The organism is Cellulomonas sp. P2_F12 (genome assembly GCF_056403775.1).
Window position 1 is genome coordinate 373041 of the sequence record NZ_JBFUEV010000003.1, and the last position, 21921, is coordinate 394961.

General features: G+C 72.9%; 23 protein-coding genes. 15 read left to right on the plus strand and 8 right to left on the minus strand.

The features are described from left to right. The first annotated feature begins 21 nt into the window (after positions 1-21). Entirely contained in the window at positions 22-465 is a 444-nt protein-coding gene (gene rbfA, locus AC1DWH_RS09845; RefSeq protein WP_456846688.1) for a 30S ribosome-binding factor RbfA, read from the plus strand. 50 nt (positions 466-515) lie between these two features. On the opposite strand, the gene AC1DWH_RS09850 is transcribed toward rbfA, so the two are convergent. Continuing rightward, complete coding sequence (locus AC1DWH_RS09850; RefSeq protein ID WP_477093627.1) at positions 516-1937, minus strand: MFS transporter; 1422 nt, start codon at positions 1935-1937, stop codon at positions 516-518. Positions 1938-2023: 86 nt separating this feature from the next. On the opposite strand from AC1DWH_RS09850, the gene AC1DWH_RS09855 reads away from it, so the two are divergent. From AC1DWH_RS09855 to AC1DWH_RS09880, 6 genes are all read left to right on the plus strand, one after another. Then, positions 2024-2617: a TetR/AcrR family transcriptional regulator gene (locus AC1DWH_RS09855; protein WP_477093509.1), complete on the plus strand. Its 594-nt coding sequence runs from the start codon at positions 2024-2026 to the stop codon at positions 2615-2617. Continuing rightward, positions 2614-3558: a tRNA pseudouridine(55) synthase TruB gene (gene truB, locus AC1DWH_RS09860; RefSeq protein ID WP_477093510.1), complete on the plus strand. Its 945-nt coding sequence runs from the start codon at positions 2614-2616 to the stop codon at positions 3556-3558. The genes AC1DWH_RS09855 and truB overlap by 4 nt, the downstream gene beginning before the upstream one ends. 94 nt (positions 3559-3652) lie before the next feature. After that, positions 3653-4711 (plus strand): bifunctional riboflavin kinase/FAD synthetase, encoded by a 1059-nt coding sequence (locus tag AC1DWH_RS09865; protein ID WP_477093511.1) that lies wholly within the window; start codon positions 3653-3655, stop codon positions 4709-4711. Between the two features lie 92 nt (positions 4712-4803). Next, positions 4804-5073 carry a 30S ribosomal protein S15 gene (gene rpsO / locus AC1DWH_RS09870; protein ID WP_028049909.1) on the plus strand — a complete coding sequence of 90 codons (270 nt, stop codon included), beginning with the start codon at positions 4804-4806 and terminating at the stop codon, positions 5071-5073. 215 nt (positions 5074-5288) lie between these two features. Then, complete coding sequence (locus tag AC1DWH_RS09875; RefSeq protein ID WP_477093512.1) at positions 5289-7535, plus strand: polyribonucleotide nucleotidyltransferase; 2247 nt, start codon at positions 5289-5291, stop codon at positions 7533-7535. A 2-nt stretch (positions 7536-7537) separates the two neighbouring features. Then, positions 7538-8884 carry a M16 family metallopeptidase gene (locus AC1DWH_RS09880; RefSeq protein WP_477093513.1) on the plus strand — a complete coding sequence of 449 codons (1347 nt, stop codon included), beginning with the start codon at positions 7538-7540 and terminating at the stop codon, positions 8882-8884. Here the strand turns inward: AC1DWH_RS09880 and AC1DWH_RS09885 are convergent. After that, positions 8840-9811: a hypothetical protein gene (locus AC1DWH_RS09885; protein ID WP_477093514.1), complete on the minus strand. Its 972-nt coding sequence runs from the start codon at positions 9809-9811 to the stop codon at positions 8840-8842. The genes AC1DWH_RS09880 and AC1DWH_RS09885 overlap by 45 nt on opposite strands. A 67-nt stretch (positions 9812-9878) precedes the next feature. Here AC1DWH_RS09885 and AC1DWH_RS09890 point away from each other — a divergent pair, with 67 nt between their 5' ends. The 3 genes from AC1DWH_RS09890 to AC1DWH_RS09900 are packed head-to-tail and all read left to right on the plus strand — an operon-like array spanning position 9879 to position 11946. Further along, the gene (locus tag AC1DWH_RS09890; protein WP_477093515.1) at positions 9879-10706 is read left to right on the plus strand and encodes a hypothetical protein; all 828 of its coding nucleotides are present in this window, start codon (positions 9879-9881) and stop codon (positions 10704-10706) included. A gap of 17 nt (positions 10707-10723) precedes the next feature. Continuing rightward, positions 10724-11479 (plus strand): 4-hydroxy-tetrahydrodipicolinate reductase, encoded by a 756-nt coding sequence (gene dapB / locus AC1DWH_RS09895; protein WP_477093516.1) that lies wholly within the window; start codon positions 10724-10726, stop codon positions 11477-11479. Positions 11480-11481: 2 nt separating this feature from the next. After that, positions 11482-11946: a hypothetical protein gene (locus AC1DWH_RS09900; RefSeq protein WP_477093628.1), complete on the plus strand. Its 465-nt coding sequence runs from the start codon at positions 11482-11484 to the stop codon at positions 11944-11946. A 10-nt stretch (positions 11947-11956) separates the two neighbouring features. On the opposite strand, the gene AC1DWH_RS09905 is transcribed toward AC1DWH_RS09900, so the two are convergent. The 5 genes from AC1DWH_RS09905 to AC1DWH_RS09925 all read right to left on the minus strand — a co-directional run bounded on the left by AC1DWH_RS09905 (position 11957) and on the right by AC1DWH_RS09925 (position 15710). Next, positions 11957-12520 carry an N-acetyltransferase family protein gene (locus AC1DWH_RS09905; protein ID WP_477093517.1) on the minus strand — a complete coding sequence of 188 codons (564 nt, stop codon included), beginning with the start codon at positions 12518-12520 and terminating at the stop codon, positions 11957-11959. Further along, a complete protein-coding gene (locus AC1DWH_RS09910) occupies positions 12520-13095 on the minus strand; it encodes a TIGR00645 family protein (protein ID WP_456844854.1) in 576 nt (191 codons plus the stop codon). Before AC1DWH_RS09910 ends, AC1DWH_RS09905 begins: the two co-directional genes overlap by 1 nt. A 103-nt stretch (positions 13096-13198) precedes the next feature. Continuing rightward, positions 13199-13519: an AzlD domain-containing protein gene (locus tag AC1DWH_RS09915; RefSeq protein WP_477093518.1), complete on the minus strand. Its 321-nt coding sequence runs from the start codon at positions 13517-13519 to the stop codon at positions 13199-13201. Then, positions 13516-14208, minus strand: coding sequence for an AzlC family ABC transporter permease (locus tag AC1DWH_RS09920; RefSeq protein WP_477093519.1), 693 nt, complete (start codon positions 14206-14208; stop codon positions 13516-13518). The genes AC1DWH_RS09915 and AC1DWH_RS09920 overlap by 4 nt, the downstream gene beginning before the upstream one ends. A gap of 29 nt (positions 14209-14237) precedes the next feature. Continuing rightward, the gene (locus tag AC1DWH_RS09925; protein WP_477093520.1) at positions 14238-15710 is read right to left on the minus strand and encodes an NAD-dependent succinate-semialdehyde dehydrogenase; all 1473 of its coding nucleotides are present in this window, start codon (positions 15708-15710) and stop codon (positions 14238-14240) included. Between the two features lie 85 nt (positions 15711-15795). Between AC1DWH_RS09925 and AC1DWH_RS09930 the strand changes: the two genes are divergently transcribed. The 5 genes from AC1DWH_RS09930 to AC1DWH_RS09950 all read left to right on the plus strand — a co-directional run bounded on the left by AC1DWH_RS09930 (position 15796) and on the right by AC1DWH_RS09950 (position 20891). Continuing rightward, a complete protein-coding gene (locus AC1DWH_RS09930; RefSeq protein WP_456844850.1) occupies positions 15796-16605 on the plus strand; it encodes a thymidylate synthase in 810 nt (269 codons plus the stop codon). After that, positions 16602-17102, plus strand: a complete 501-nt coding sequence (locus tag AC1DWH_RS09935; RefSeq protein WP_477093521.1) for a dihydrofolate reductase — start codon at positions 16602-16604, stop codon at positions 17100-17102. Before AC1DWH_RS09930 ends, AC1DWH_RS09935 begins: the two co-directional genes overlap by 4 nt. Before the next feature lie 50 nt (positions 17103-17152). Then, on the plus strand, positions 17153-18070 hold the full coding sequence (gene dapA / locus AC1DWH_RS09940; RefSeq protein WP_477093522.1) for a 4-hydroxy-tetrahydrodipicolinate synthase: 918 nt from the start codon (positions 17153-17155) through the stop codon (positions 18068-18070). Positions 18071-18086: 16 nt separating this feature from the next. Continuing rightward, on the plus strand, positions 18087-19772 hold the full coding sequence (locus AC1DWH_RS09945; RefSeq protein WP_477093523.1) for a ribonuclease J: 1686 nt from the start codon (positions 18087-18089) through the stop codon (positions 19770-19772). 201 nt (positions 19773-19973) lie between these two features. After that, positions 19974-20891, plus strand: a complete 918-nt coding sequence (locus tag AC1DWH_RS09950; protein WP_477093524.1) for an ABC transporter substrate-binding protein — start codon at positions 19974-19976, stop codon at positions 20889-20891. 21 nt (positions 20892-20912) lie between these two features. Here the strand turns inward: AC1DWH_RS09950 and AC1DWH_RS09955 are convergent, their stop codons facing one another. Continuing rightward, complete coding sequence (locus AC1DWH_RS09955; protein WP_477093525.1) at positions 20913-21851, minus strand: DMT family transporter; 939 nt, start codon at positions 21849-21851, stop codon at positions 20913-20915. Between the last annotated feature and the right edge of the window lie 70 nt (positions 21852-21921).

A 21921-nucleotide genomic window follows, 5' to 3' on the forward strand; every position in this document is an offset into this window, starting at 1 on the left:
CAGGAGGAAAGGAACGTTCCGATGGCGGACACCGCCCGCGCCCGCAAGCTCAGCGAGCGCATCCAGCAGGTCGTCGCGCAGATGCTCGACACCCGGATCAAGGACCCGCGCCTGGGCTTCGTGACGGTCACCGACGTGCGCGTCACGGGTGACCTCCAGCACGCCGACGTCTTCTACACCGTGCTCGGCGACGACGCCGCACGCACCGACACGGCCGCCGCGCTCGAGAGCGCGAAGGGCATCATCCGCTCCGAGGTGGGCAAGCAGACCGGGATCCGGCTGACCCCGTCGCTCGACTTCCACCTCGACGCGCTGCCCGACACGTCGGCCCAGCTCGACGCCGCGTTGCTCGAGGCTGCTCGCCGCGACCGCGAGGTGGCCGCGCTGGCCGCCCAGGCGAGCTTCGCGGGCGACTCGGACCCGTACAAGAAGGCGGACGCGGACGACGAGGCCGCGGACGACTGACACCGGCACGCACGAACGGCGCCCCCGGCTCGGGGCGCCGTTCTGTGCGTTCAGGCCCGGACCCGCCCGGTGTCGCGCGGCATCCAGACCAGCACGACCAGCGCGCCGAGGGCGACGACGAGGGCGGCGACCAGCGCGGCCGGCTGCAGCCCGGCGACGTACCCCCCGGGCGTCAGGGTGCCGTCGGAGGCGGTGAACACGGCGACCAGCGACGCGACGCCCAGCGCTCCGCCGATCTCCCGGATCGTCGAGTTCACCGAGCTCGCGGTGCCGTGGTCGTCGGGAGCCATGTCGAACAGGACGGCCGTGGCGCTGGGCGCGAACGTCAGGCCCATGCCGATGCCCGCCAGGGCGAGCCCGGGCACCAGGTCGGCGTACGTGAGCGTGTCGCTGGTGACGATGAGCCCCTGCCAGGCCAGCCCGGCGGCCTGGAGGGCCAGTCCCGTCGTGAGCAGCGGCCGGACCCCGATGCGGGGCGCCAGCATGCCGGCGATGGGCGCGAAGATCATCGGCGCCGCCGTCCACGGGAGCGTGCGGATGCCGGCCTGCAGGGGCGTGTAGCCCATCCCGATCTGCAGGTACTGCGCGAGCAGGAACACCAGCCCGAACACCCCGAACGAGAACGCCAGCGCGCTCGCGTTGGCCACGGAGAACGACCGCACCCGGAACAGCCGCAGGGGCACCAGCGGGTGGTCGGTGCGCGACTCCCGGAACAGGAACGCGCCGATCAGCAGCACGCCCAGTACCAGGCCGCCGACCACCGTGGTGGAACCCCACCCGTCGTCGTTGCCGCGGATGATCGCCCAGACCAGGGAGAGGATGCCGGACCCGGCGAGCGCGAGGCCCGCGAGGTCGAGGGGCTGCCGCCGGCCGAACGACTCGGGCAGCGCCCAGAACACCAGCGGGACGGCGATCAGCGCGACGGGCACGTTGATCCAGAAGATCGCCTGCCACGAGATGCCGTCGACGACGGCGCCGCCGATGACCGGACCGAGCGCGACCCCGAGGCCGGACACCCCGCCCCAGACGCCGATGGCCATGGCGCGGCGGGAGGCGGGGACGGCGCCGGCGAGCAGCGTGAGCGACAGCGGCATGATCGCGGCGGCCCCGGCACCCTGCAGGGCCCGGGCGGCGATGAGCATCTCGGCGCTGGTCGAGAGCGCCGACGCGATCGAGGCGAGCCCGAACAGGGTGATGCCGGCGACGAACACCCGGCGGCGCCCCCAGCGGTCGCCCAGGGTCGCGGCGGCGATCATCAGGGTCGCGAAGCTCAGCGTGTAGGCGTTCACCATCCACTGCAGCTGCTCGAGCGACGCGGAGAGCTCGGTGCGCAGGACGGGGAGCGCGGTCGTCATGACGAGGTTGTCGAGGGTCGCCATGAACATGGGGACGGACGCGGCGATCAGCGCGATCGCGGTGCCACGGCGGCGCGCGGTCGACGGCGCTGCGGCTGGCCGGGGCGGTGCCGGCATCGTGACGGTCACGGGAGGCTCCCTTGTTGGCATTGACTGATTACTAACAAGGACGACCGTAGGCATCCGCTGATAACATGTCAACCATGTCTCTCGACCAGACCCGCGACTGGGCCGCGAAGAAGCCCGCCCAGCGCATGAGCGGCGCCCAGCGCCGCGAGGAGATCCTCGTCGCGGCGCGCGTCGTGTTCGCCGAGCGCGGCTACGCCGCGAGCACCGACGAGGTGGCGCGCGCCGCGGGCGTCTCGCAGCCCTACGTGGTCCGGCTGTTCGGCACCAAGCGCGAGCTGTTCCTCGAGGCCTACAAGGTGGCCAGCGCGGAGATCATCGCGGCGCTCTCGAGCGTTCCCGCAGGTCCGGACGCCGGGATGCTCATGGGCGACGCGTACGTCGGCTTGCTGGCCGACCGCAACCTGCTGCGTCTGGTCATGCACGGCTTCATCGCCGGCGCCGACGAGGAGGTGGGCCGCGTCGCCCGCCACACGCTGGGGGAGGCGTTCCGGCTGTTCCGCGAGCGGTCGGGCGCCGACGAGAACGTCGCCCGCCAGTTCGTGGCGCAGGGCATGCTCATCAACGTGCTGCTCGCGGTCGACGCGCCCGCGCACCGCGCCGAGGACGCCGGTCTGGACGCCCTCGTACAGTGCGTGCAGGACGGGATCGCCGAGCGGCGCACCGCGTGAACCGGACGCACCCGTCGGGGGAGCGCAGGCCCACCGCGGCCGACGGCGTGGTCGTCGTCGACAAGCCCGCCGACTGGACCAGCCACGACGTCGTCGCGCGCATGCGTCGCCTGGCGAGCACCCGCAAGGTCGGTCACGCGGGCACCCTGGACCCGATGGCGACCGGCGTGCTCGTGATCGGCATCGGCCGCGCGACGCGCCTGCTCACGTACATCGTGGGGGCGGACAAGGAGTACACGGCGACGATCCGGCTCGGGGTCTCGACCACGACGGACGACGCCGAGGGGGAGCCCCTCACGGTGACCGACGCCTCGGCGATCTCGCCGGCGGACATCGAGGCCGGCGTCGCCGGGCTGACGGGCCCCATCCAGCAGGTGCCCAGCGCGGTCTCGGCGATCAAGGTCGACGGCCAGCGGGCCTACGCGCGGGTGCGGGCCGGCGAGGACGTCGAGCTGGCCGCCCGTCCCGTGACGGTCAGCCGGTTCGACGTGCACGGGGTGCGACCGGCGCGGACCGACGAGGGATCGGCCGCGTTCGACGTCGACGTCACCGTCGTCGTCTCCTCGGGCACGTACGTCCGCGCGCTCGCCCGGGACCTCGGCGCGCGGCTCGGCGTCGGCGGCCACCTGACCGCCCTGCGGCGGACCCGGGTGGGTGGCTACGGGCTCGACGTGGCGCGCTCGCTGGACGAGCTCGGCGCCCTGCCGATGGACGTGCCGATCGACGTCGTGCCGCTCGCGGACGCCGCCCGCGCCACGTTCCCGGTGCGCGACCTCAGCGACGACGAGGCCCGCGCGCTGTCGTACGGCCAGTCGATCGGCGTCGTCGAGGGCCAGGCCGGCGCGACCGTCGCGGGCATCCGGGCCGACGGGGAGCTGGTCGCGCTGCTCGAGGAGCGGGGCGGCAAGGTCCGCCCAGCGCTGGTGTTCGCACCCGCTTGAGGCACCGCCTGGCGGGCGCCGGCCCCGCGGGGTGGCAGGCTTGTCGGTCGGGCCCCGGATCTCCACCCCCGGGCACGGACGACGAGGAGCAGGCGTGCAGGTCTGGAGGGAGCTGTCCGACGTGCCCGCGGACTTCGGTCCGTCGGTGGTGACGATCGGCAACTTCGACGGGGTCCACCGCGGCCACGTCAGCGTGCTGCGGCGGATGTGCGCCGACGCCGCCGCGGCGGGAGCGCAGGCGGTCGCCGTGACCTTCAGCCCGCACCCGCAGCAGGTGCACCGGCCCGACACCGCGCCGCCGCTGCTCACGGGCGACGCCGACCGCCTCGAGCTGCTCGAGCAGACCGGCCTCGACGCCGTCCTGCTGCTCGAGTACACGCTCGAGTTCGCGCGGCAGTCCCCGCAGGAGTTCGTCCAGCGGTACCTGGTGGACGTGCTGCACGCGCAGACCGTGGTGGTCGGGCGGGACGTGCGGTTCGGCTGGAACAACTCCGGCGACCTGTCGACCATGGTCGAGCTGGGCCGCGAGCACGGGTTCGACGTCGAGGTCATCGAGGACGTGACGCCCGCCGAGTCGGCCGACCCCGGCAGCGCCGAGGACCTCGCGGCCGACCCGCTGCGCCGGCGCTGGTCGTCGACGTGGGTGCGCGAGCTGCTCGACGCCGGCGACGTCGTGCAGGCCGGGCGGGTGCTCGGCCGGCCGCACCGGGTGCGCGGCGTGGTCGTGCACGGCGACGCCCGGGGGCGCGACCTGGGGTTCCCGACCGCCAATTTGTCGCAGGACGCGGAGGGCATGGTGCCCGCCGACGGCGTCTACGCGGGCTGGCTGCGCCGCGTGCTGGACGCGGACGGGAGCGCGGTCGACGCGGCGGACCCGGACCGGGTGCTCCCGGCGGCGGTGTCCATCGGCACCAACCCGACGTTCGACGGCGTGCAGCGGCGGGTCGAGGCGTACGTGCTCGACCGCACGGACCTCGACCTCTACGACGAGGTGGTCGTCCTGGAGCTGGTGGAGCGCCTGCGGCCGACGCTGCGGTTCGACTCGATCGACGAGCTGCTGGTGCAGATGAGGGACGACGTCGACCGCGTGCGCGAGATCCTCGACGGGGCCGGGGTCACACCGGCCGATGCGGGGAGCGAGCCCGCAGCCTGATAGTCTATGGGCGCCGTACGAACGGCCGCGGAACGAGAGAGCCCGGGTGGACATGCCCCGGCGCACCGCGCAACGAGACAACCTGGAGAACCGTGCCGCTCGAAAGTGCCGTCAAGCAGTCCATCATGACCGAGTACGCCACCCACGAGGGTGACACCGGTTCCCCCGAGGTCCAGATCGCGATGCTCACGCAGCGCATCAAGGACCTCACGGAGCACCTCAAGACCCACAAGCACGACCACCACAGCCGCCGCGGCCTGCTGCTGCTCGTCGGTCAGCGTCGTCGCCTTCTCGGCTACCTGCAGAAGGTCGACATCAACCGCTACCGCAGCATCATCGAGCGGCTCGGCCTGCGCCGATAACGCCTCGCACCAGCCCGGACCCGCTCAGGGTCCGGGCTGGTGTGGCGTAACGGCACGTCGTTCCACCACGCATCACCTGCACCACCACACCGCGTCGGTCCGCTCGGTCCGGTCCTCGGTAGTGGCTTCCGGAAGCTCCGCAAGGGGACGTCCGGTGGCCTCGATCGAAGATCGCTCGCGGACGGCCGGCGCCTTCACCAAAGAGGAGGGCACCCGTGGAGGGTCCCGAGATCCAGTTCGCTGAGGCACTGATCGACAACGGTCGCTTCGGCACCCGCACCGTCCGCTTCGAGACCGGCCGCATCGCCAAGCAGGCCGCCGGTGCCGCTGTCGCCTACCTGGACGGCGAGACGACGCTGCTCGCCGCCACGACGGCCGGCAAGCACCCGAAGGAGCAGTTCGACTTCTTCCCCCTGACGATCGACGTCGAGGAGCGGTCGTACGCGGCCGGCAAGATCCCCGGCTCGTTCTTCCGCCGTGAGGGTCGCCCGTCCACCGAGGCCATCCTCGCGTGCCGCCTGATCGACCGCCCGCTGCGCCCCCTGTTCGTCAAGGGCCTGCGCAACGAGGTCCAGGTCGTCATCACCGTGCTGTCGATCCACCCGGACGACTCCTACGACACGCTGGCCATCAACGCGGCGTCCATCTCGACGCAGCTGTCGGGCCTGCCGTTCTCCGGCCCCGTCGCCGGTGTGCGCATCGCGCTCATCGACAACCAGTGGGTCGCGTTCCCGCGGTACTCCGAGCGCGAGCGCGCCACCTTCGACATGGTCGTCGCCGGCCGGGTCGTCGGAGACGACGTCGCGATCGCCATGATCGAGGCCGAGGCGCCCGAGAAGTCCTGGAACCTCATCAAGTTCGAGGGTGGCACCGCCCCCACGGAGGAGATCGTCTCCCAGGGCATCGAGGCGGCCAAGCCGTTCATCAAGGTGCTCGTCCAGGCCCAGCAGGAGCTGGCGTCGAAGGCCGCCAAGGAGACCCAGGCGTTCCCGACGTTCCCCGACTACCAGGACGACGCCTACGCCGCCGTCGAGTCCGCCTCGACGCAGTCGCTGAGCGACGCGCTGGGGATCGCGGACAAGCAGACCCGCGAGAACCGCCTCGACGAGATCAAGGCCGAGGTCGTCGCGCAGCTGTCCGAGCAGTTCGAGGGTCGCGAGAAGGAGCTCTCCGCCGCGTACCGCTCGGTGCAGAAGAAGCTCATCCGCCAGCGCATCCTCACGGACGGCTTCCGCATCGACGGTCGCGGGCTGCGGGACATCCGCACGCTCTCGGCCGAGGTCGAGGTCCTGCCCCGCGTGCACGGCTCGGCGATCTTCGAGCGCGGCGAGACCCAGATCCTGGGTGTCACCACGCTGAACATGCTCCGCATGGAGCAGCAGCTCGACACGCTCTCCCCGGAGACGCGCAAGCGCTACATGCACAACTACAACTTCCCGCCCTACTCCACGGGCGAGACGGGTCGCGTCGGTTCGCCGAAGCGTCGCGAGATCGGCCACGGGGCGCTCGCCGAGCGCGCGCTCATGCCGGTCCTGCCCAGCCGCGAGGAGTTCCCGTACGCCATCCGCCAGGTCTCCGAGGCGCTGAGCTCCAACGGCTCGACGTCCATGGGCTCGGTGTGCGCGTCCACCCTGTCGCTGCTCAACGCCGGTGTGCCGCTGCGCGCGCCGGTCGCCGGCATCGCGATGGGCCTCGTGTCCGACACGGTGAACGGTGAGACCCGCTACGCGGCGCTCACCGACATCCTGGGCGCCGAGGACGCGTTCGGTGACATGGACTTCAAGGTCGCCGGTACCCGTGAGTTCGTCACGGCCATCCAGCTCGACACCAAGCTCGAGGGCATCCCCGCCTCGGTGCTGGCCGGCGCGCTGACGCAGGCCAAGGAGGCTCGCCTGGCGATCCTCGACGTCATCGCCGAGGCGATCGACGTGCCCGACGAGATGAGCCCGTTCGCTCCTCGCGTCATCACGGTGAAGGTCCCCGTCGACAAGATCGGCGAGGTCATCGGGCCGAAGGGCAAGATGATCAACCAGATCCAGGAGGAGACCGGCGCCGACATCTCGATCGAGGACGACGGCACGGTCTACATCGGCGCCACCGACGGTCCGTCGGCGGAGGCCGCGCGTGCGGCGATCAACGCGATCGCCAACCCGCACATGCCCGAGATCGGGGAGCGCTTCGTCGGGACGGTCGTCAAGACCACGACGTTCGGCGCGTTCATCTCCCTCTCGCCGGGCAAGGACGGTCTGCTGCACATCTCGCAGATCCGCAAGCTCGTCGGTGGTCGTCGCGTCGAGAACGTCGAGGACGTCCTGGCCGTGGGCCAGAAGGTCCAGGTCGAGATCGGCGAGATCGACCCGCGCGGCAAGCTGTCGCTGCACGCAGTGATCGAAGAGGGCACTGAGGGCGCCGAGCAGACCGAGGCTCCTGCCGAGGGCACGGCCGAGCCGGTCGACGCCTGACGATGCCGCTGGACCTCCCGCTCGTCCGCCCGGGTCAGCCCGGGGCCGAGCAGTCCGTCGGGCAGGACGGCGACGCCATCGTGCGTCGTTCCGTCCTGCCCGGCGGGGTCCGCGTGCTCACCGAGCACATGCCGGGCCTGCGCTCGGCGACCGTCGGCGCCTGGGTGGGTGTGGGCTCGCGCGACGAGTCCGACGGCCACCACGGCTCCACGCACTTCCTCGAGCACCTGCTGTTCAAGGGCACCGCGCGCCGTACCGCGATGGACATCGCGGAGGCGTTCGACGCCGTCGGTGGTGAGGCCAACGCCGCCACCGGCAAGGAGCACACCTGCTACTACGCGCGGGTGCTCGACACGGACCTCCCGATGGCGGTCGACGTCATCGCGGACATGGTCACCTCCGCGCGCCTGGACTCCGACGAGCTCGAGACCGAGCGCGGCGTGATCCTCGAAGAGCTCGCGATGAACGACGACGACCCCAGCGACGTCGTCCACGAGCAGTTCGCCGCCGCCGTCCTGGGCGCCCACGCGCTGGGCCGGCCGATCGGCGGCACCCCCGACACCATCCGCGCGGTGCCGCGCGACGCGGTGTGGGAGCACTACCGGGAGCACTACCGACCCTCGACGCTCGTCGTGACCGCCGCGGGCGGCGTCGACCACGACGTGCTGTGCGCGCAGGTCACCGAGGCTCTGGGCACGGGCGGCTGGTCGCTCGACGCCGGCGCCGAGCCGCGCAGCCGTCGCGTCCCGACCGACGTCGCCGTGCAGGCCGGACAGGGCGGCATCCCGGCGCAGGGCGTCGAGCTGACCATTCGCCGGCACACCGAGCAGGCCAACGTCATCATCGGCGGCACGTCGCTCACGGCCACGGACCCGAAGCGGTTCACGCTCTCGGTCCTCAACGCGGTGCTCGGCGGCGGGATGTCGTCGCGCCTGTTCCAGGAGATCCGCGAGCGCCGCGGCCTGGCCTACTCCACGTACTCGTTCGCCTCCGGGCACGCCGACACGGGCATCTTCGGCCTGTACGCGGGCTGCACCCCGGGCAAGGTCGACGAGGTCGTCGCCCTGATGGTCGCCGAGTGGGAGCGGATGGCGGACGCCCCGATCACGCAGGCCGAGCTCGAGCGGTCCAAGGGCCAGCTGGCGGGCGGCCTCGTGCTCGGCATGGAGGACTCGGGCTCACGCATGAGCCGGCTGGGCAAGTCCGAGCTGGTGCACGGCTCCCTGCTGAGCATCGACGAGTCGCTCGACCTGATCCGCGCGGTCACCGTGCAGGACGTGCAGGACCTCGCCGCGGACCTGGCGTCACGCCCGCGCTCGGTCGTCCGCGTCGGCCCGTTCGGGGACTAGCAGCAGGTCGGGCACCCACGGCTCGGGATCGTCGAGCCGGGACATCGCCGTCGCGGCGGGGTGGACGGCGGCGGCCAGCACGACGGCCAGCGTGCCCAGAGCCGCCGTGGCCAGGAGGTTGTCCGCCTCGCCCGACCACCATCGGCCGACGATCGGGCCGACGACGGCGAGCCCGACCACGCCGAGCAGCACCCAGCCGGCCCGCCCGGTGCCACCGAGCGCGAGCGCCGCGACGACGGCGGCGACGAGCGCGGATCCAGGGCTGACCAGCACGTCGACCGTGCGCTGCAGCGTCGTGTAGTACGGGTCCGCATCCACCTGGAGCAGGGTCGCGGCCGCGACGGCAGCGACGATCGGCGGTCCGAGGACGCCGAGCACGACGGCGTGCCTGCGCCGCCGCACGGGTTCCACCGCCGGGGTGCTGCGGGCGTGGCGGCGGCCCGACCAGCCGACGGCCAGGACGGCGGCCGCGAGGATCACCGGTGTCAGCGCGCCGGGCCGGACGGCGAGAACGGTCGAGAGCGGGTCCGTCGGGTCGGTGACGTACGCCGTGACGGGGACCGGCCCGGGCCAGGGCACGTACCACCCGTCGACCAGGTAGCTCACGTGGAGCGAGCCCCACGCGGCGAGCGACCACACGGCGATGCCGACGATGGCGGTCGCCGGCACGCGCCAGGGGCGCCCGATGCCCGACTGCCGTGCCGTGGCGACCCACGTGACCGCGCACACCAGCACGACGGCGAGCGTCCACCCGACCGAGGAGCGCACGACCTCGGACGGGTCGAGCGGCCACGGGTAGTCGCCGGCCGCCGCCTGGTCGAGGGCGTCGTTCCAGGACATCAACGCGTAGGTCGAGGTCAGCACGCCGAGCGCGACGGCGGTGAGGACGGCGGCCGGGGTCGGCGACCGGCGTGCGGGGCGATCCATGGGGATCCATCGGAAGGCGGGAGCACGGTCTTGACATCAGGCGGCGCCAGGCGCGCGATGATGGGGCATGGCTCTCGACCAGGTCGTCTACCGGCGTTATCCGCCGCCGCCCGCCGCCCACGGGATCGTCGAGCACCTCTGGGTGGTGCGCGTGCCCGACGGCGTCGTCGAGCGCGAGGTGCTGCTGCCGGACGGCCACGGCCTGGTGACCGTCGCCGTGGGTGCCGCGGGCGAGCACATCGATCCGCTGGACCAGCTGCGGACCCCCGACGGCAGCGGTGTCCGCGGGCTCGCGGAACGCGCGTTCGTGCGTGAGCAGCGCGGCCCGTCGGTCCGGCTGGGCGCCCAGCTCGACCCCGTCGCGCTGGCGCGGATGGGCGTCGGCGCTCCGTCGTACGACGCGGTCGCGCTCCACACGTTCCTCGGCGCCGGTGTCGAGCAGGAGTGCGCCGAGGCGCTGGGGCAGCGCAGGGACGCCGACGCCGCCGCCGCGCTCGGGTCGGCGCTGGCCGTCCGTGCGACCCCGGTGATCGTCGGCTCGCCGCTCGAGGCGCTCGCGCCGGTGCTGCGCAGCGTGATCGAGCAGCGGGGGCTCGTGCGGGCCTCCGACCTCGCGCGGCAGGCCGACCTCGCGGTGGGCGTCGTGTACCGCGAGGTCGTGCAGACGATCGGGATCACCCCGGAGGCGTTCCTGGCGGCGGTCCGGTTCTCGGCCTTCGTGCGCGACGCGGTCGGACCCGGCCCGGTCCGTCCGGGCGACGTGCTGGCGGTCCTGCAGTGGTACCTGCGCGCCGGCTACCCGCCGCGGGAGGTCGAGCGGTTCACCGGGCTGAGCCAGGTGGCGCTGCGGCGGCTCGAGGTCGGCATCGCGGCGGCGCTCGGGGTCGCGGCCTGACGTTAGGGTTGCTGGTCGTGAGCGAGCGCATCAGGGTGGCCGTGCTGGGTGCGGCGGGCCGCATGGGATCGACCGTGGTGGCAGCCGTCGAGGCAGCCCCCGACCTCGAGCTGGTCGCCGCGCTCGACGCCGATGCGGACCTGCAGGCCGTCGTCGACGCGGGCGCCCAGGTGGCGGTCGACTTCACGGTCCCGTCGGCCACCGAGGGCAACGTGCACGCGCTCGTCGACGCCGGCGTGCACCTGGTGGTCGGGACGACCGGCTGGACCGACGAGTCGCTGGCCCGCGTGCACGACCACCTGGCCGACCGCCCCGGCGTCGGCGTGCTGGTCGCCCCGAACTTCGCGCTCGGCGCGGTGCTGGCCATGGCGTTCGCCGCTCGGGCCGCTCGCTGGTTCGAGTCGGTCGAGGTGATCGAGCTGCACCACCCGGACAAGGTCGACGCCCCGTCGGGGACGGCCCGGCACACCGCCTCGGCCATCGCCGCCGCGCGGGCCGCGGCCGGTGTCGGTCCGGTGCCGGACGCCACCACCCAGGCGCTGGAGGGGGCTCGCGGCGCGGACGTCGACGGCATCCGCGTGCACTCGGTCCGGCTGCGCGGCCTCGTCGCGCACGAGGAGATCCTGCTGGGCAACGCGGGCGAGCAGCTCACCATCCGGCACGACTCGTTCGACCGCGTCAGCTTCATGCCCGGGGTGCTGCTGGCCGTGCGGCAGGTGGGCTCGCGACCGGGCCTGACGGTCGGGCTCGACCAGCTGCTCGACCTGGCGTGAGCGTGGCGACCTCGTCGAGCCGCGTCCGCTGGACCTCCGTGGCCGGAGCCGTCGCGCTCACCGGCCTGCTCGGCCTCTACGTGTGGATCGTGGCCACGCGCGCGACGGCTCTGATCCAGACCGGCGAGCCCGTCGCGATCGTGCTGGGCATCGCGTTCTGGATCCTGCCGCCCCTGGTCATCTGGCTGGTCGCGCGCGAGTGGCGGCTGGCCATCGACGTGCAGCGCATGGCGGACGAGCTCGCCGCCGCCGACGAGCTGCCCCTCGACGACCTGCCCCGCTCGCCCGGCGGCCGGATCGACCGGGCGGCCGCGCGCGAGGCGTTCGAGCCCGCCCGGGAGCTGGCCGAGGCGGAGCCCGACGACTGGCGGTCCTGGTACCACCTGGCCTTCGCGTACGACGCGGCGGGGGACCGGCGCCGTGCCCGGGAGTCGCTGCGCAAGGCCAGCAGGCTGCACCGGTCCTAGCAGCGGCGACCTAGATCGAGGCGGACCAGCGGTGCTCGGTGACCGTCCGCACCGACCCGTCCGGCATCCGTCCCGACACGAGCTCGCGCGCGACGTCGTCGGGACCCAGCCCGGCCGAGGCGAGGAACCGCGCGCGGGCCTCGTCGCCGTCGAGCACCCACGTGTGCACCTGGTCGGCGCCGTCCTCGCGCAGGGTGTCGACCGCGGCCGCGAGGAGCCGTGAGCCGTGGCCGATGCGCTGCCGGGCCGGCTCGACCTCGAGCGCGAGGATCGCGCCGCCGGGGGCGTCGAACGGCCGGTCCTCGGGCGCCGGGACGGGCGCGACGGACACCACACCGACCACGGTCGGGCCGTCGCAGGCCACCAGCACCCGGAAGCCGGAGGGTGGGGCGACGACGGCAGCGGCCCACTGGGCCTCGATCGCCTGCTCGTCGAGCAGGTCCAGGGCGCCCTGGCCGAGCACCTCGGCGTGCGAGGTGCGCCACGCCTCGACCTGCACGCGGGTGATGGCGTGCTCGTCGCCGCGGACCGCGGGGCGGACCGAGACGTCGGCGTTGTCGGTGAACAGCGGCATCAGACCTCGACGGGTTCGGGGGTGGTCTCGTGCACCACGGCCTTGGGCGGGTGCTTGACCGACATCTTGTCGATCCACGCTAGCGCCACGGCGGACACGATGAAGGCCAGGTGGATCACGGTCTGCCAGAGCAGCACGTCGGTCCCGCTCGAGTCGATGATGGTGCGGGCCTCGATGAAGCTGCGCAGCAGGTGGATCGAGGAGATGCCGATGATCGACATGGCGAGCTTGGTCTTGAGCACGTTCGCGTTGACGTGCGAGAGCCACTCGGGCTGGTCGGGGTGGCCGTCGAGCCGGATGCGGGAGACGAACGTCTCGTAGCCGCCGACGATCACCATGATCAGCAGGTTCGCGATCATGACGACGTCCACCAGCCCGAGGACGCCCAGCATGATGGCCTCCTCCGAGAGGCCGCCGTGCAGGAAGACCTCCTCGGCGATGTGCCAGAGCTCGAGCATGAACTGCCACACGTAGATGGCCTGGGCCACGATGAGCCCGAGGTACAGGGGCACCTGGAGCCAGCGGGAGAAGAAGATCAGCGAGCCGAGGCGGTTGCGATGGACGGGAGCGGCCATGGGGTCCTCCGAGGGGTGACGGGTGCCGGGCACGAGGTCGCGCCACGCGGCAGGGCGTTCGGGGAGCCCAACGGCCGGGGCGTGCAGATGGTGCCCGGCTCTCTCAGGGCATCCCGATCGCCCGCAGGACCGCCGCGGTGACGGCGGCGAGGATGACGACGACGACGAAGGGTGCCTTGAGGACGAGGGCGATCGCGGCCACCACCAGCGCCGGCAGCCGGGCGTCGAGCACGATCTCGTTCCCGCGGGTGGCCGCCTGCACGGCGACGAGCGCGGACAGCAGCGCCACGGTCACCAGCGCGGCGGTGCGAGCGACCCGGGGCTCGGCCAGCCAGTGCTTGGGCACCAGGTGGCCGGCGAGCTTGAGCGCGAAGCAGACGGCGCTGGCGATCAGCAGCGCGACCCACGTGACGGCGGCGCTCACGTCGCCGGCTCCGGGTCCCTGGCCAGGAACCCCGCCACGATCGCGACGCCCGCGGCCAGCAGGACCGGGATGCCGGCCGGCGCGACGGGCGTGAGCGCGAGGGCGACGACGACGGCGCCCCCCGCGACCATCCGGGCGAGGCCCGTCCCCGGGCCGGTGATCCGGGGCCACACGAGCGCGAGGAACGCGGCCGCCGCGGCGGCGTCGAGACCGTACTTGCGGGGGTCGCCCAGGCGGTCGCCTACGAGCGCACCGGCGAGCGTGAACAGGTTCCAGAGCACGAAGACGCCGACCCCGGTCCACCAGAACCCGAGCTTGGCGGCGTGCGGCGCCTTGTGGACGGTCGCGACGGCGGTCGACTCGTCGATGGTCAGGTGCGCGGCCAGCGGACGGCGCCAGCCTCGGACGTCGATCAGCGGGGACACCTGCGGGCCGTACAGCCCGTTGCGCACGCCGAGCAGCCCCGAGGTCGCGATGGCGGCGGCGGCCAGACCACCCGCGCCGACCACGCCGATGAACGCGAACTGCGAGCCGCCCGAGAACATCAGCAGGCTGAGCGCCATTGCCTGCGGCACCGAGAGGCCCGCCGCCACGGCGAGCGCGCCGAACGACACCCCGTACAGGCCCGTGGCCAGCGCGACGGAGACGGCCTGCCGGATGGCGGCCCGTCCTTCGGCGTCCTGCGTCACGCGGGCAACTGTGGCACAGCGGTGAGGGGTCAGATCGCGACGTACACGCTGTCGAGATACTCCTCGATGCCGGCCTCGCCGCCCTCGCGCCCGAGCCCGGAGGACTTCACGCCGCCGAAGGGGGCGCTCGCGTCCGAGACCAGCCCGCGGTTGATGCCGAGCATGCCGGTCTCGACGGACTCGGCCAGGCGCATCGCCCGCCCGATGTCGCGCGTGTAGGCGTACGCGACCAGGCCGAAGGGGGTGGAGTTGGCGAGCGCGACGCCCTCGTCCTCGGAGCCGAACGTCACCACCGGTGCCACGGGGCCGAACGTCTCCTCGGTGATGACGCGCAGGTCCGCCGACACGCGGTCGAGAACGGTGGGGGCGTAGAAGTACCCGGGACGGTCCGGTCGGTCGCCGCCGATGCGCACCCGCGCGCCGCCGTCGACCGCCTCGGCGACGACCTCCTCGACGCGGTCCACGGCCGACTTCTCGATGAGCGGGCCGACCGTCGTGCCCTCGTCGGCGCCGTGCCCGACGACGAGCTTGTCGAACGCGGCGGTCAAGCCGGCGGTGAACTCCTCGGCCACGGACGCGTGCACGAGGAAGCGGTTCGCCGCGACGCACGTCTGTCCGGCGTTGCGCATCTTGGCCTGCACGGCGCCCTGCACCGCGGCCGGGACGTCGGCGTCCTCGAACACCAGGAACGGGGCGTTCCCGCCGAGCTCCATGGACGTGCGCAGGATGTTGTCGGCCGACGCCTTGAGCAGCGCCGCGCCCACCTCGGTCGAGCCGGTGAACGACAGCTTGCGCAGCCGCGGGTCGGCCAGCAGGGGCCCGGAGATCGAGCGCGCCGACGCCGACGGGACGACGTTGATCACGCCGGTGGGCAAGCCGCGGCCCTCGAGCTCCTCGCGGATGATCTCCGCGACGTACGCGGTGGTCAGCGGCGTCAGCTGCGCGGGCTTGATGACGACCGTGCACCCGGCCGCCAGCGCCGGGGCCACCTTGCGCGCGATCATCGCGATCGGGAAGTTCCACGGGGTGATCAGCAGGGCGGGTCCCACCGGGCGGCGGAGCACCAGCTGGTGGTTGGTGCCCGACGGCGCGCGGCGCGCGAGGCCGTCGAAACGCACGGCCTGCTCGGAGTACCAGCGGACGTAGTCGGCGCCGTAGGCCACCTCGGCGCGGGACTCCGCGAGCGGCTTGCCGCCCTCGGCCGTGACCAGCGAGGCGATGTCCTCCGTGCGCGCGGTGAGCGTGTCGAACACGGCCCGCAGCAGCTCGGCCCGGACGCGGGGGGCGGTGGACCGCCACTCGGGGAACGACTCGTGTGCCGAGGTCAGGGCGTCGAGGGCGTCCTGCTCGCCGCCGTCCGCGACGTCGAAGAGCGTCTCGGTGGTTGCCGGGTCCGCGACCTCGAACGTGCGCCCGGTGCTGGCGGGGCGCCACGAGCCGCCGACGAGGACCCCGGTGGGGACGTGGGCGGCGACGGTGGGGGGCAGGGACGACGGCGTCATACCGTGGAGTATGTCTCCCGGAGGGCGCCGACGCACGGGTGGACGTGCACCCGGCCTGTCGGCGGCCAGACCTACGATGACCACCATGACGGACGCGCCTGTGCCATCCCCGTACGAGGACCTCCTGCGGCTCGTCCTCGAGACCGGGACCCCCAAGGCGGACCGCACGGGGACGGGCACCCGCAGCGTGTTCGGCCACCAGATGCGGTTCGACCTGTCGGCCGGCTTCCCGCTGGTCACGACGAAGCGGGTGCACCTGCGCTCGATCGTGCACGAGCTGCTCTGGTTCCTGCGCGGCGAGTCCAACGTGGCCTACCTGCACGAGAACAACGTGACCATCTGGGACGAGTGGGCCGGTCCCGACGGCGAGCTCGGTCCGGTGTACGGCGTGCAGTGGCGCAGCTGGCCGACGCCCGACGGCGGGCACATCGACCAGATCACGGAGCTGCTGGCCAACCTGCGCCGTGACCCGGACTCGCGCCGGCACATCGTCTCCGCGTGGAACGTCGCGGACATCCCGTCGATGGCCCTGGCGCCGTGCCACGCGTTCTTCCAGTTCTACGTGGCCGACGGGCGGCTGAGCTGCCAGCTGTACCAGCGGTCCGCGGACCTGTTCCTCGGGGTGCCGTTCAACATCGCCTCGTACGCGCTGCTCACGCACATGGTGGCCCAGCAGGTGGGTCTCGAGGTCGGCGACTTCGTGTGGACCGGCGGCGACTGCCACATCTACGACAACCACGTCGACCAGGTCCGCGAGCAGCTGAGCCGCACGCCGTACCCCGCACCGACCCTGAACCTGCACCGGGCGGCGTCGTTGTTCGACTACACGTTCGACGACGTCGAGGTGGTCGGCTACCAGTACCACCCGGCCATCAAGGCGCCGGTGGCCGTGTGAGCCTCGCGCTCGTCTGGGCCCAGACGCCGACCGGCATCATCGGGCGCGACGGCACGCTGCCGTGGCACGTCCCCGAGGACATGGCGCACTTCCGCGAGCTCACCAGCGGCCACCCGGTGATCATGGGGCGGGCGACCTGGGGCTCGCTGCCCCCGCGCTTCCGGCCCCTGCCGGGTCGGGACAACATCGTGCTCACGCGGACCCCGGGGTTCGAGGCGGCGGGCGCGCTGGTCGCGCACGGCGTCGACGAGGCGCTCCGGCTGGTCGGGGACCGCGACGCCTGGGTGATCGGCGGGGGAGAGGTGTACCGGACCTTCCTGCCGCGGGCCGACCGCGTCGAGGTCACGGTGGTCTCGCTCGACGTCGGCGGCGACACGCGCGCCCCCGCGCTCGACGCGGGGACCTGGCGGCGCCAGGACGCCGACCCGGAGCACGGCTGGCACGTGTCCTCCGCGGGCGGCACGCGGTACCGGTTCGAGACGTACCTGCGCGCCTGAGGCGCGGATCGGGCGGACGACCGGGGTGCCCGGGGCGGTACCGTGGCCCCATGCCGCGCACCTCCACGTCCGCTCGCCCGTTCGGCACCGTGCTCACCGCGATGGTCACGCCGTTCACGGCCGACGGCGCGGTCGACGTCTCCGGCGCCGTCCAGCTGGCGCGGCACCTGGTCGACCACGGCAACGACGGGCTGGTGCTCAACGGGACGACCGGCGAGGCGTCCACGACGCACGCGCCCGAGAAGGCCGAGCTGGTCCGGGCCGTCGTCGACGCCGTGGGTGACCGCGCCTGGGTGATCTCCGGAGCCGGCTCCAACGACACCGCGCACGCCGTCCGGATGGCCGAGCAGGCCGCCGAGGCCGGTGCGCACGGCCTGCTCGTGGTCAGCCCGTACTACTCGCGGCCCTCGCAGGAGGGCGTCCGCCGGCACGTCGAGGCGGTCGCCGACGCGACCCCGCTGCCGGTCATGCTCTACGACGTCCCGGGCCGCACCGGCGTCCGCTTCGCCCCCGAGACCATCGACGCGCTCGCGGAGCACGACCGCGTGATCGCCATGAAGGACGCCGGCGGCGACCCCTACGCGGCCGCCAAGGCGATCGCCCGCACCGGCCTGGCCTGGTACTCGGGCGACGACAGCGCGTTCCTCACGCTGCTGGCCCACGGCGCCGCCGGCATCGTCAGCGTCTCCGGCCACGTCGCCGGCCGCCAGCTGTCCGACATCGGCCGGGCGTTCGACGCCGGCGACCACGTCGAGGCGCTCCGCATCTTCCGATCGATCATCCCCGCGATCGACGCACTCAACGGTGCCGGCTTCCAGGCCGTCGCCGCGAAGGCCGCGCTCCAGGTGCTGGGCGTCCTGCCCGAGCGCACGGTGCGCCTCCCGCTCGTCCCCGCGAACGACGACGAGCTCGCGCTGATCCGCGACGGCCTGCGGGCCGCCGGGCTGCTCGACGTCGCCGTGCGCTGAACCCACCAGGAGCCCCATGAGTCACCCGCACCCCGAGCTCACCCTGCCGCCGGCACTCGCCGACGGCGCCCTGCGCGTCGTCGCACTGGGTGGCCTCGGAGAGGTCGGCCGCAACATGGCCGTCCTCGAGCACGCAGGCCGTCTGCTCGTCATCGACTGCGGCGTCCTGTTCCCCGAGGACCACCAGCCCGGCGTCGACCTGATCCTGCCCGACTTCGAGTACATCAAGGACCGGCTCGACGACATCGAGGCGATCGTCCTCACGCACGGCCACGAGGACCACATCGGCGCCGTGCCGTACCTGCTGCGCCTGCGCCGCGACATCCCGCTGGTCGGCTCCAAGCTGACCCTCGCGTTCATCGAGGCCAAGCTCAAGGAGCACCGGATCCAGCCCGTCACGCGCGAGGTGCGCGAGGGGCAGACCGCGACGTTCGGCGGCTTCGAGTGTGAGTTCATCGCGGTCAACCACTCGATCCCCGACGCCCTCGCCGTCGCCGTGCACACGTCCGCCGGCACCGTCCTGCACACGGGCGACTTCAAGATGGACCAGCTGCCGCTCGACGGCCGGATCACCGACCTGCGGGCGTTCGCGCGCCTGGGCGAGCGCGGCGTCGACCTGTTCATGGTCGACTCCACCAATGCCGAGGTGCCCGGGTTCGTGTCGCCCGAGCGGGGGATCGGCCCGGTCCTCGACCAGGTCTTCGCCGACTCCACCAAGCGGATCATCGTCGCGTCGTTCGCCTCGCACGTGCACCGTGTACAGCAGGTGCTCGACGCCGCGTACACGCACAACCGCCGCGTCGCCCTGGTCGGTCGGTCGATGGTGCGGAACATGGGCATCGCGTCCGACCTCGGCTACCTGAAGGTCCCGGACGGCGTGCTCATCGACCTCAAGCAGGTCGAGACGCTGCCCGACGACGAGATCGTCCTCATGTGCACCGGGTCGCAGGGCGAGCCGATGGCGGCGCTGTCCCGGATCGCCAACAACGACCACAAGGTCACGGTCGGCCCGGGCGACACGGTCATCATGGCGTCCTCGCTGATCCCCGGGAACGAGAACGCCGTCTTCCGCGTCATCAACGGCCTGACCCGGCTCGGCGCGCGCGTCGTGCACTCGGGCAACGCCAAGGTGCACGTGTCCGGGCACGCCAGCGCCGGCGAGCTCCTGTACTGCTACAACATCCTCAAGCCGCGCAACGTCATGCCGGTGCACGGCGAGATCCGGCACCTCGTGGCCAACGCCGCGCTGGCGGTGCAGACCGGGGTCCCGGCCGACCGCGTCGTGCTGGCCGAGGACGGGATCGTCGTCGACCTCATCGACGGTCGCGCGCGGATCGTCGGCGCCGTGCCCTGCGGCTACGTGTACGTGGACGGCTCGAGCGTCGGCGAGATCACCGAGGTCGAGCTCAAGGACCGGCGGATCCTCGGCGAGGAGGGGTTCATCTCCATCTTCGCGGTGGTCAGCTCCGCCGACGGCAAGGTGCTGGCCGGCCCGCAGATCCACGCCCGCGGGTTCGCCGAGCAGGACGCCGTGTTCGACGACATCCTGCCCGAGCTCACGGCCGCGCTCGAGGAGTCGGCCCGCAACGGCAACTCCGACGCGCACGTCCTGCAGCAGGTCATGCGCCGCGTCGTCGGCCGCTGGGTGTCCAACCGCCTGCGTCGCCGGCCGATGATCATCCCGGTGGTCGTCGAGGCCTGACGCCCGCTCGCACGCAGCGGGGGAATGGGGACAATCAGGTCGGACGGCGGGGATTGCCGAATTGTCTGATTGTGTGGTATGGGCTTCCGGGCCGTACGATCGCGCGAATGCTCTCCCCGCGCGCTCGCTGATCGTCCTGCGCCCGCGGGCCCCGCCGAGAACCAGACGGTGCCCCCACCCCGGCGCCGCGAGAGGTCCGCTGTGCGCAGTCGTCGCCCCGTCCTCGCGACCGCAGCCCTCGCTGCCGCGTCCGCCCTGCTCCTCACCGCGTGCGGAGGCAGCGGGAGCCCGGGCTCAGCGGCGGTGCCCGACGGCGGCAGCTCGCCCCGCTCGAGCGCCATCGTGAAGGTCGACAGCATCGCCGCGCTGGTGCCCACCGAGATCGCCGCCAGGGGCACGCTCGTCGTCGGGACGGACACCTCGTACGCTCCGGCCGAGTACCTGGACGTCGACGACGTCACGCCCGTCGGCTACGACGTCGACCTCGCCAACGCCATCGCGGTCGTGCTCGGGCTGACGGCCGACGTCCGGACCGCCGACTTCTCCAGCATCATCCCGGGCGTCGGTTCCACGTACGACGTCGGCATCTCCTCGTTCACCATCAATGCGGACCGCATGGAGCAGGTGAACATGGTCCAGTACCTCGAGGCCGGCGAGGCCTTCGCCGTCGGCAAGGGGAACCCGCAGGGGATCTCGGCCGACGACCTCTGCGGCAGGACTGTCGCGGTCCAGGCCGGCACGATCCAGGAGGAGGAGCTCGGCACGCTCACCGAGGAGTGCGAGAGCGCCGGCAAGAAGGCGATCCGGCGGCTCGCGTTCGCCACGCAGACGGGGGCGACCGATGCGCTGGTGGTCGGCAGTGCCGACCTCATGTACGCGGACTCGCCGATCATCGCCTACGCGATCGAGACGTCGAGCCAGCTCGAGCAGCTCGGCGAGGCGTTCGCCACCGCCCCGCAGGGCATCGCCGTCTCGAAGGACGACCAGGCGCTGACGGTCGCGATCCAGAAGGCCGTGCAGGAGCTGATCGACAGCGGCGGGTACGGCAGGGTCCTGACCAGCTGGCTCGTGCGCGCCAGTGAGGTCACCACGGCCGAGCTCAACCCCTCGACCGACTGACGTCGTCCGGGCGGCTCAGCGTCAGGACGGGGTGACCTGGGAGTCGCCGTCGGTGGCGAGCGCCTCGTCGACCGTCACGAGATCGACGGGCGGTGCGACGGCGTCCGCCCGCGGCCGGCGTGACGCCGCCGCCGAGCCGAGCAGGATCAGCGCGGTCGCGGCGAGCACCGTGACCGTGATCGCCTCGTCGAGCACGAGCGCGCCGAGCGCGACCGCGACGACGGGGTTGAGGTACGCCACGAGCGTCGACCGCGCCGCCCCGACCTCGACGATGAGGCGGAAGAAGAGCACGAACGCGAGCGCGGTGCACAGGGCACCCAGTCCGACGAGCGCGAGGACGGCGTCGAGGGGCGGCCACGGCTGCCGCCCGGAGGCGACCACGAACGGGAGGTACACGAGCGCCGTGATGCCGAGGCACGTGGCGGTCAGCGGGATCGCCGGCACGTCGCGCAGGGCGCGGTCCGCGATGATCGGCGCGGACGCGTAGCCGAGCGCGGCCAGGAGCACCTGCGCGACGGCCCACGGGTCCCCACCGGCCGCGCCGGGTCCGAGCAGCAGGGCGACGCCGCCGAGGCCGACCAGCAGGCCGACCCAGCGGATGGGCGCGACCGCCCGGCGGTCGCCGACGAACCGGCCCAGCACGACCGCCGCGATCGGGACCGTGGCCACCAGGAGCCCGGTGGTGGAGCTGGACAGGGTGCGCTCGGCGTTGGACAGCAGGATCCACGGCAGGACGATCTCGAGCGTCGCGAACCCGACGACCGCGAGCCAGTGCCCGCGCAGCACCCGCAGCCCGCCGCCGCGCACGGCGAACGGGAGCAGCAGGAGCGCGCCGAGCGCGGTGCGCACGAACACGACGGTGGCGGGTGTGACCTCGCCGACGGCGACCTTGATCAGCAGGTACGGGATGCCCCAGATGACACCGACCGCGAACAGCAGGATCCAGCCGCGGCGACTCACGGGCGGGCCGTGACGAGGCGGTCGGTGACGAGGCGGTCGGTGACGAGGCGGTCGGTGACGAGGCGGCGCG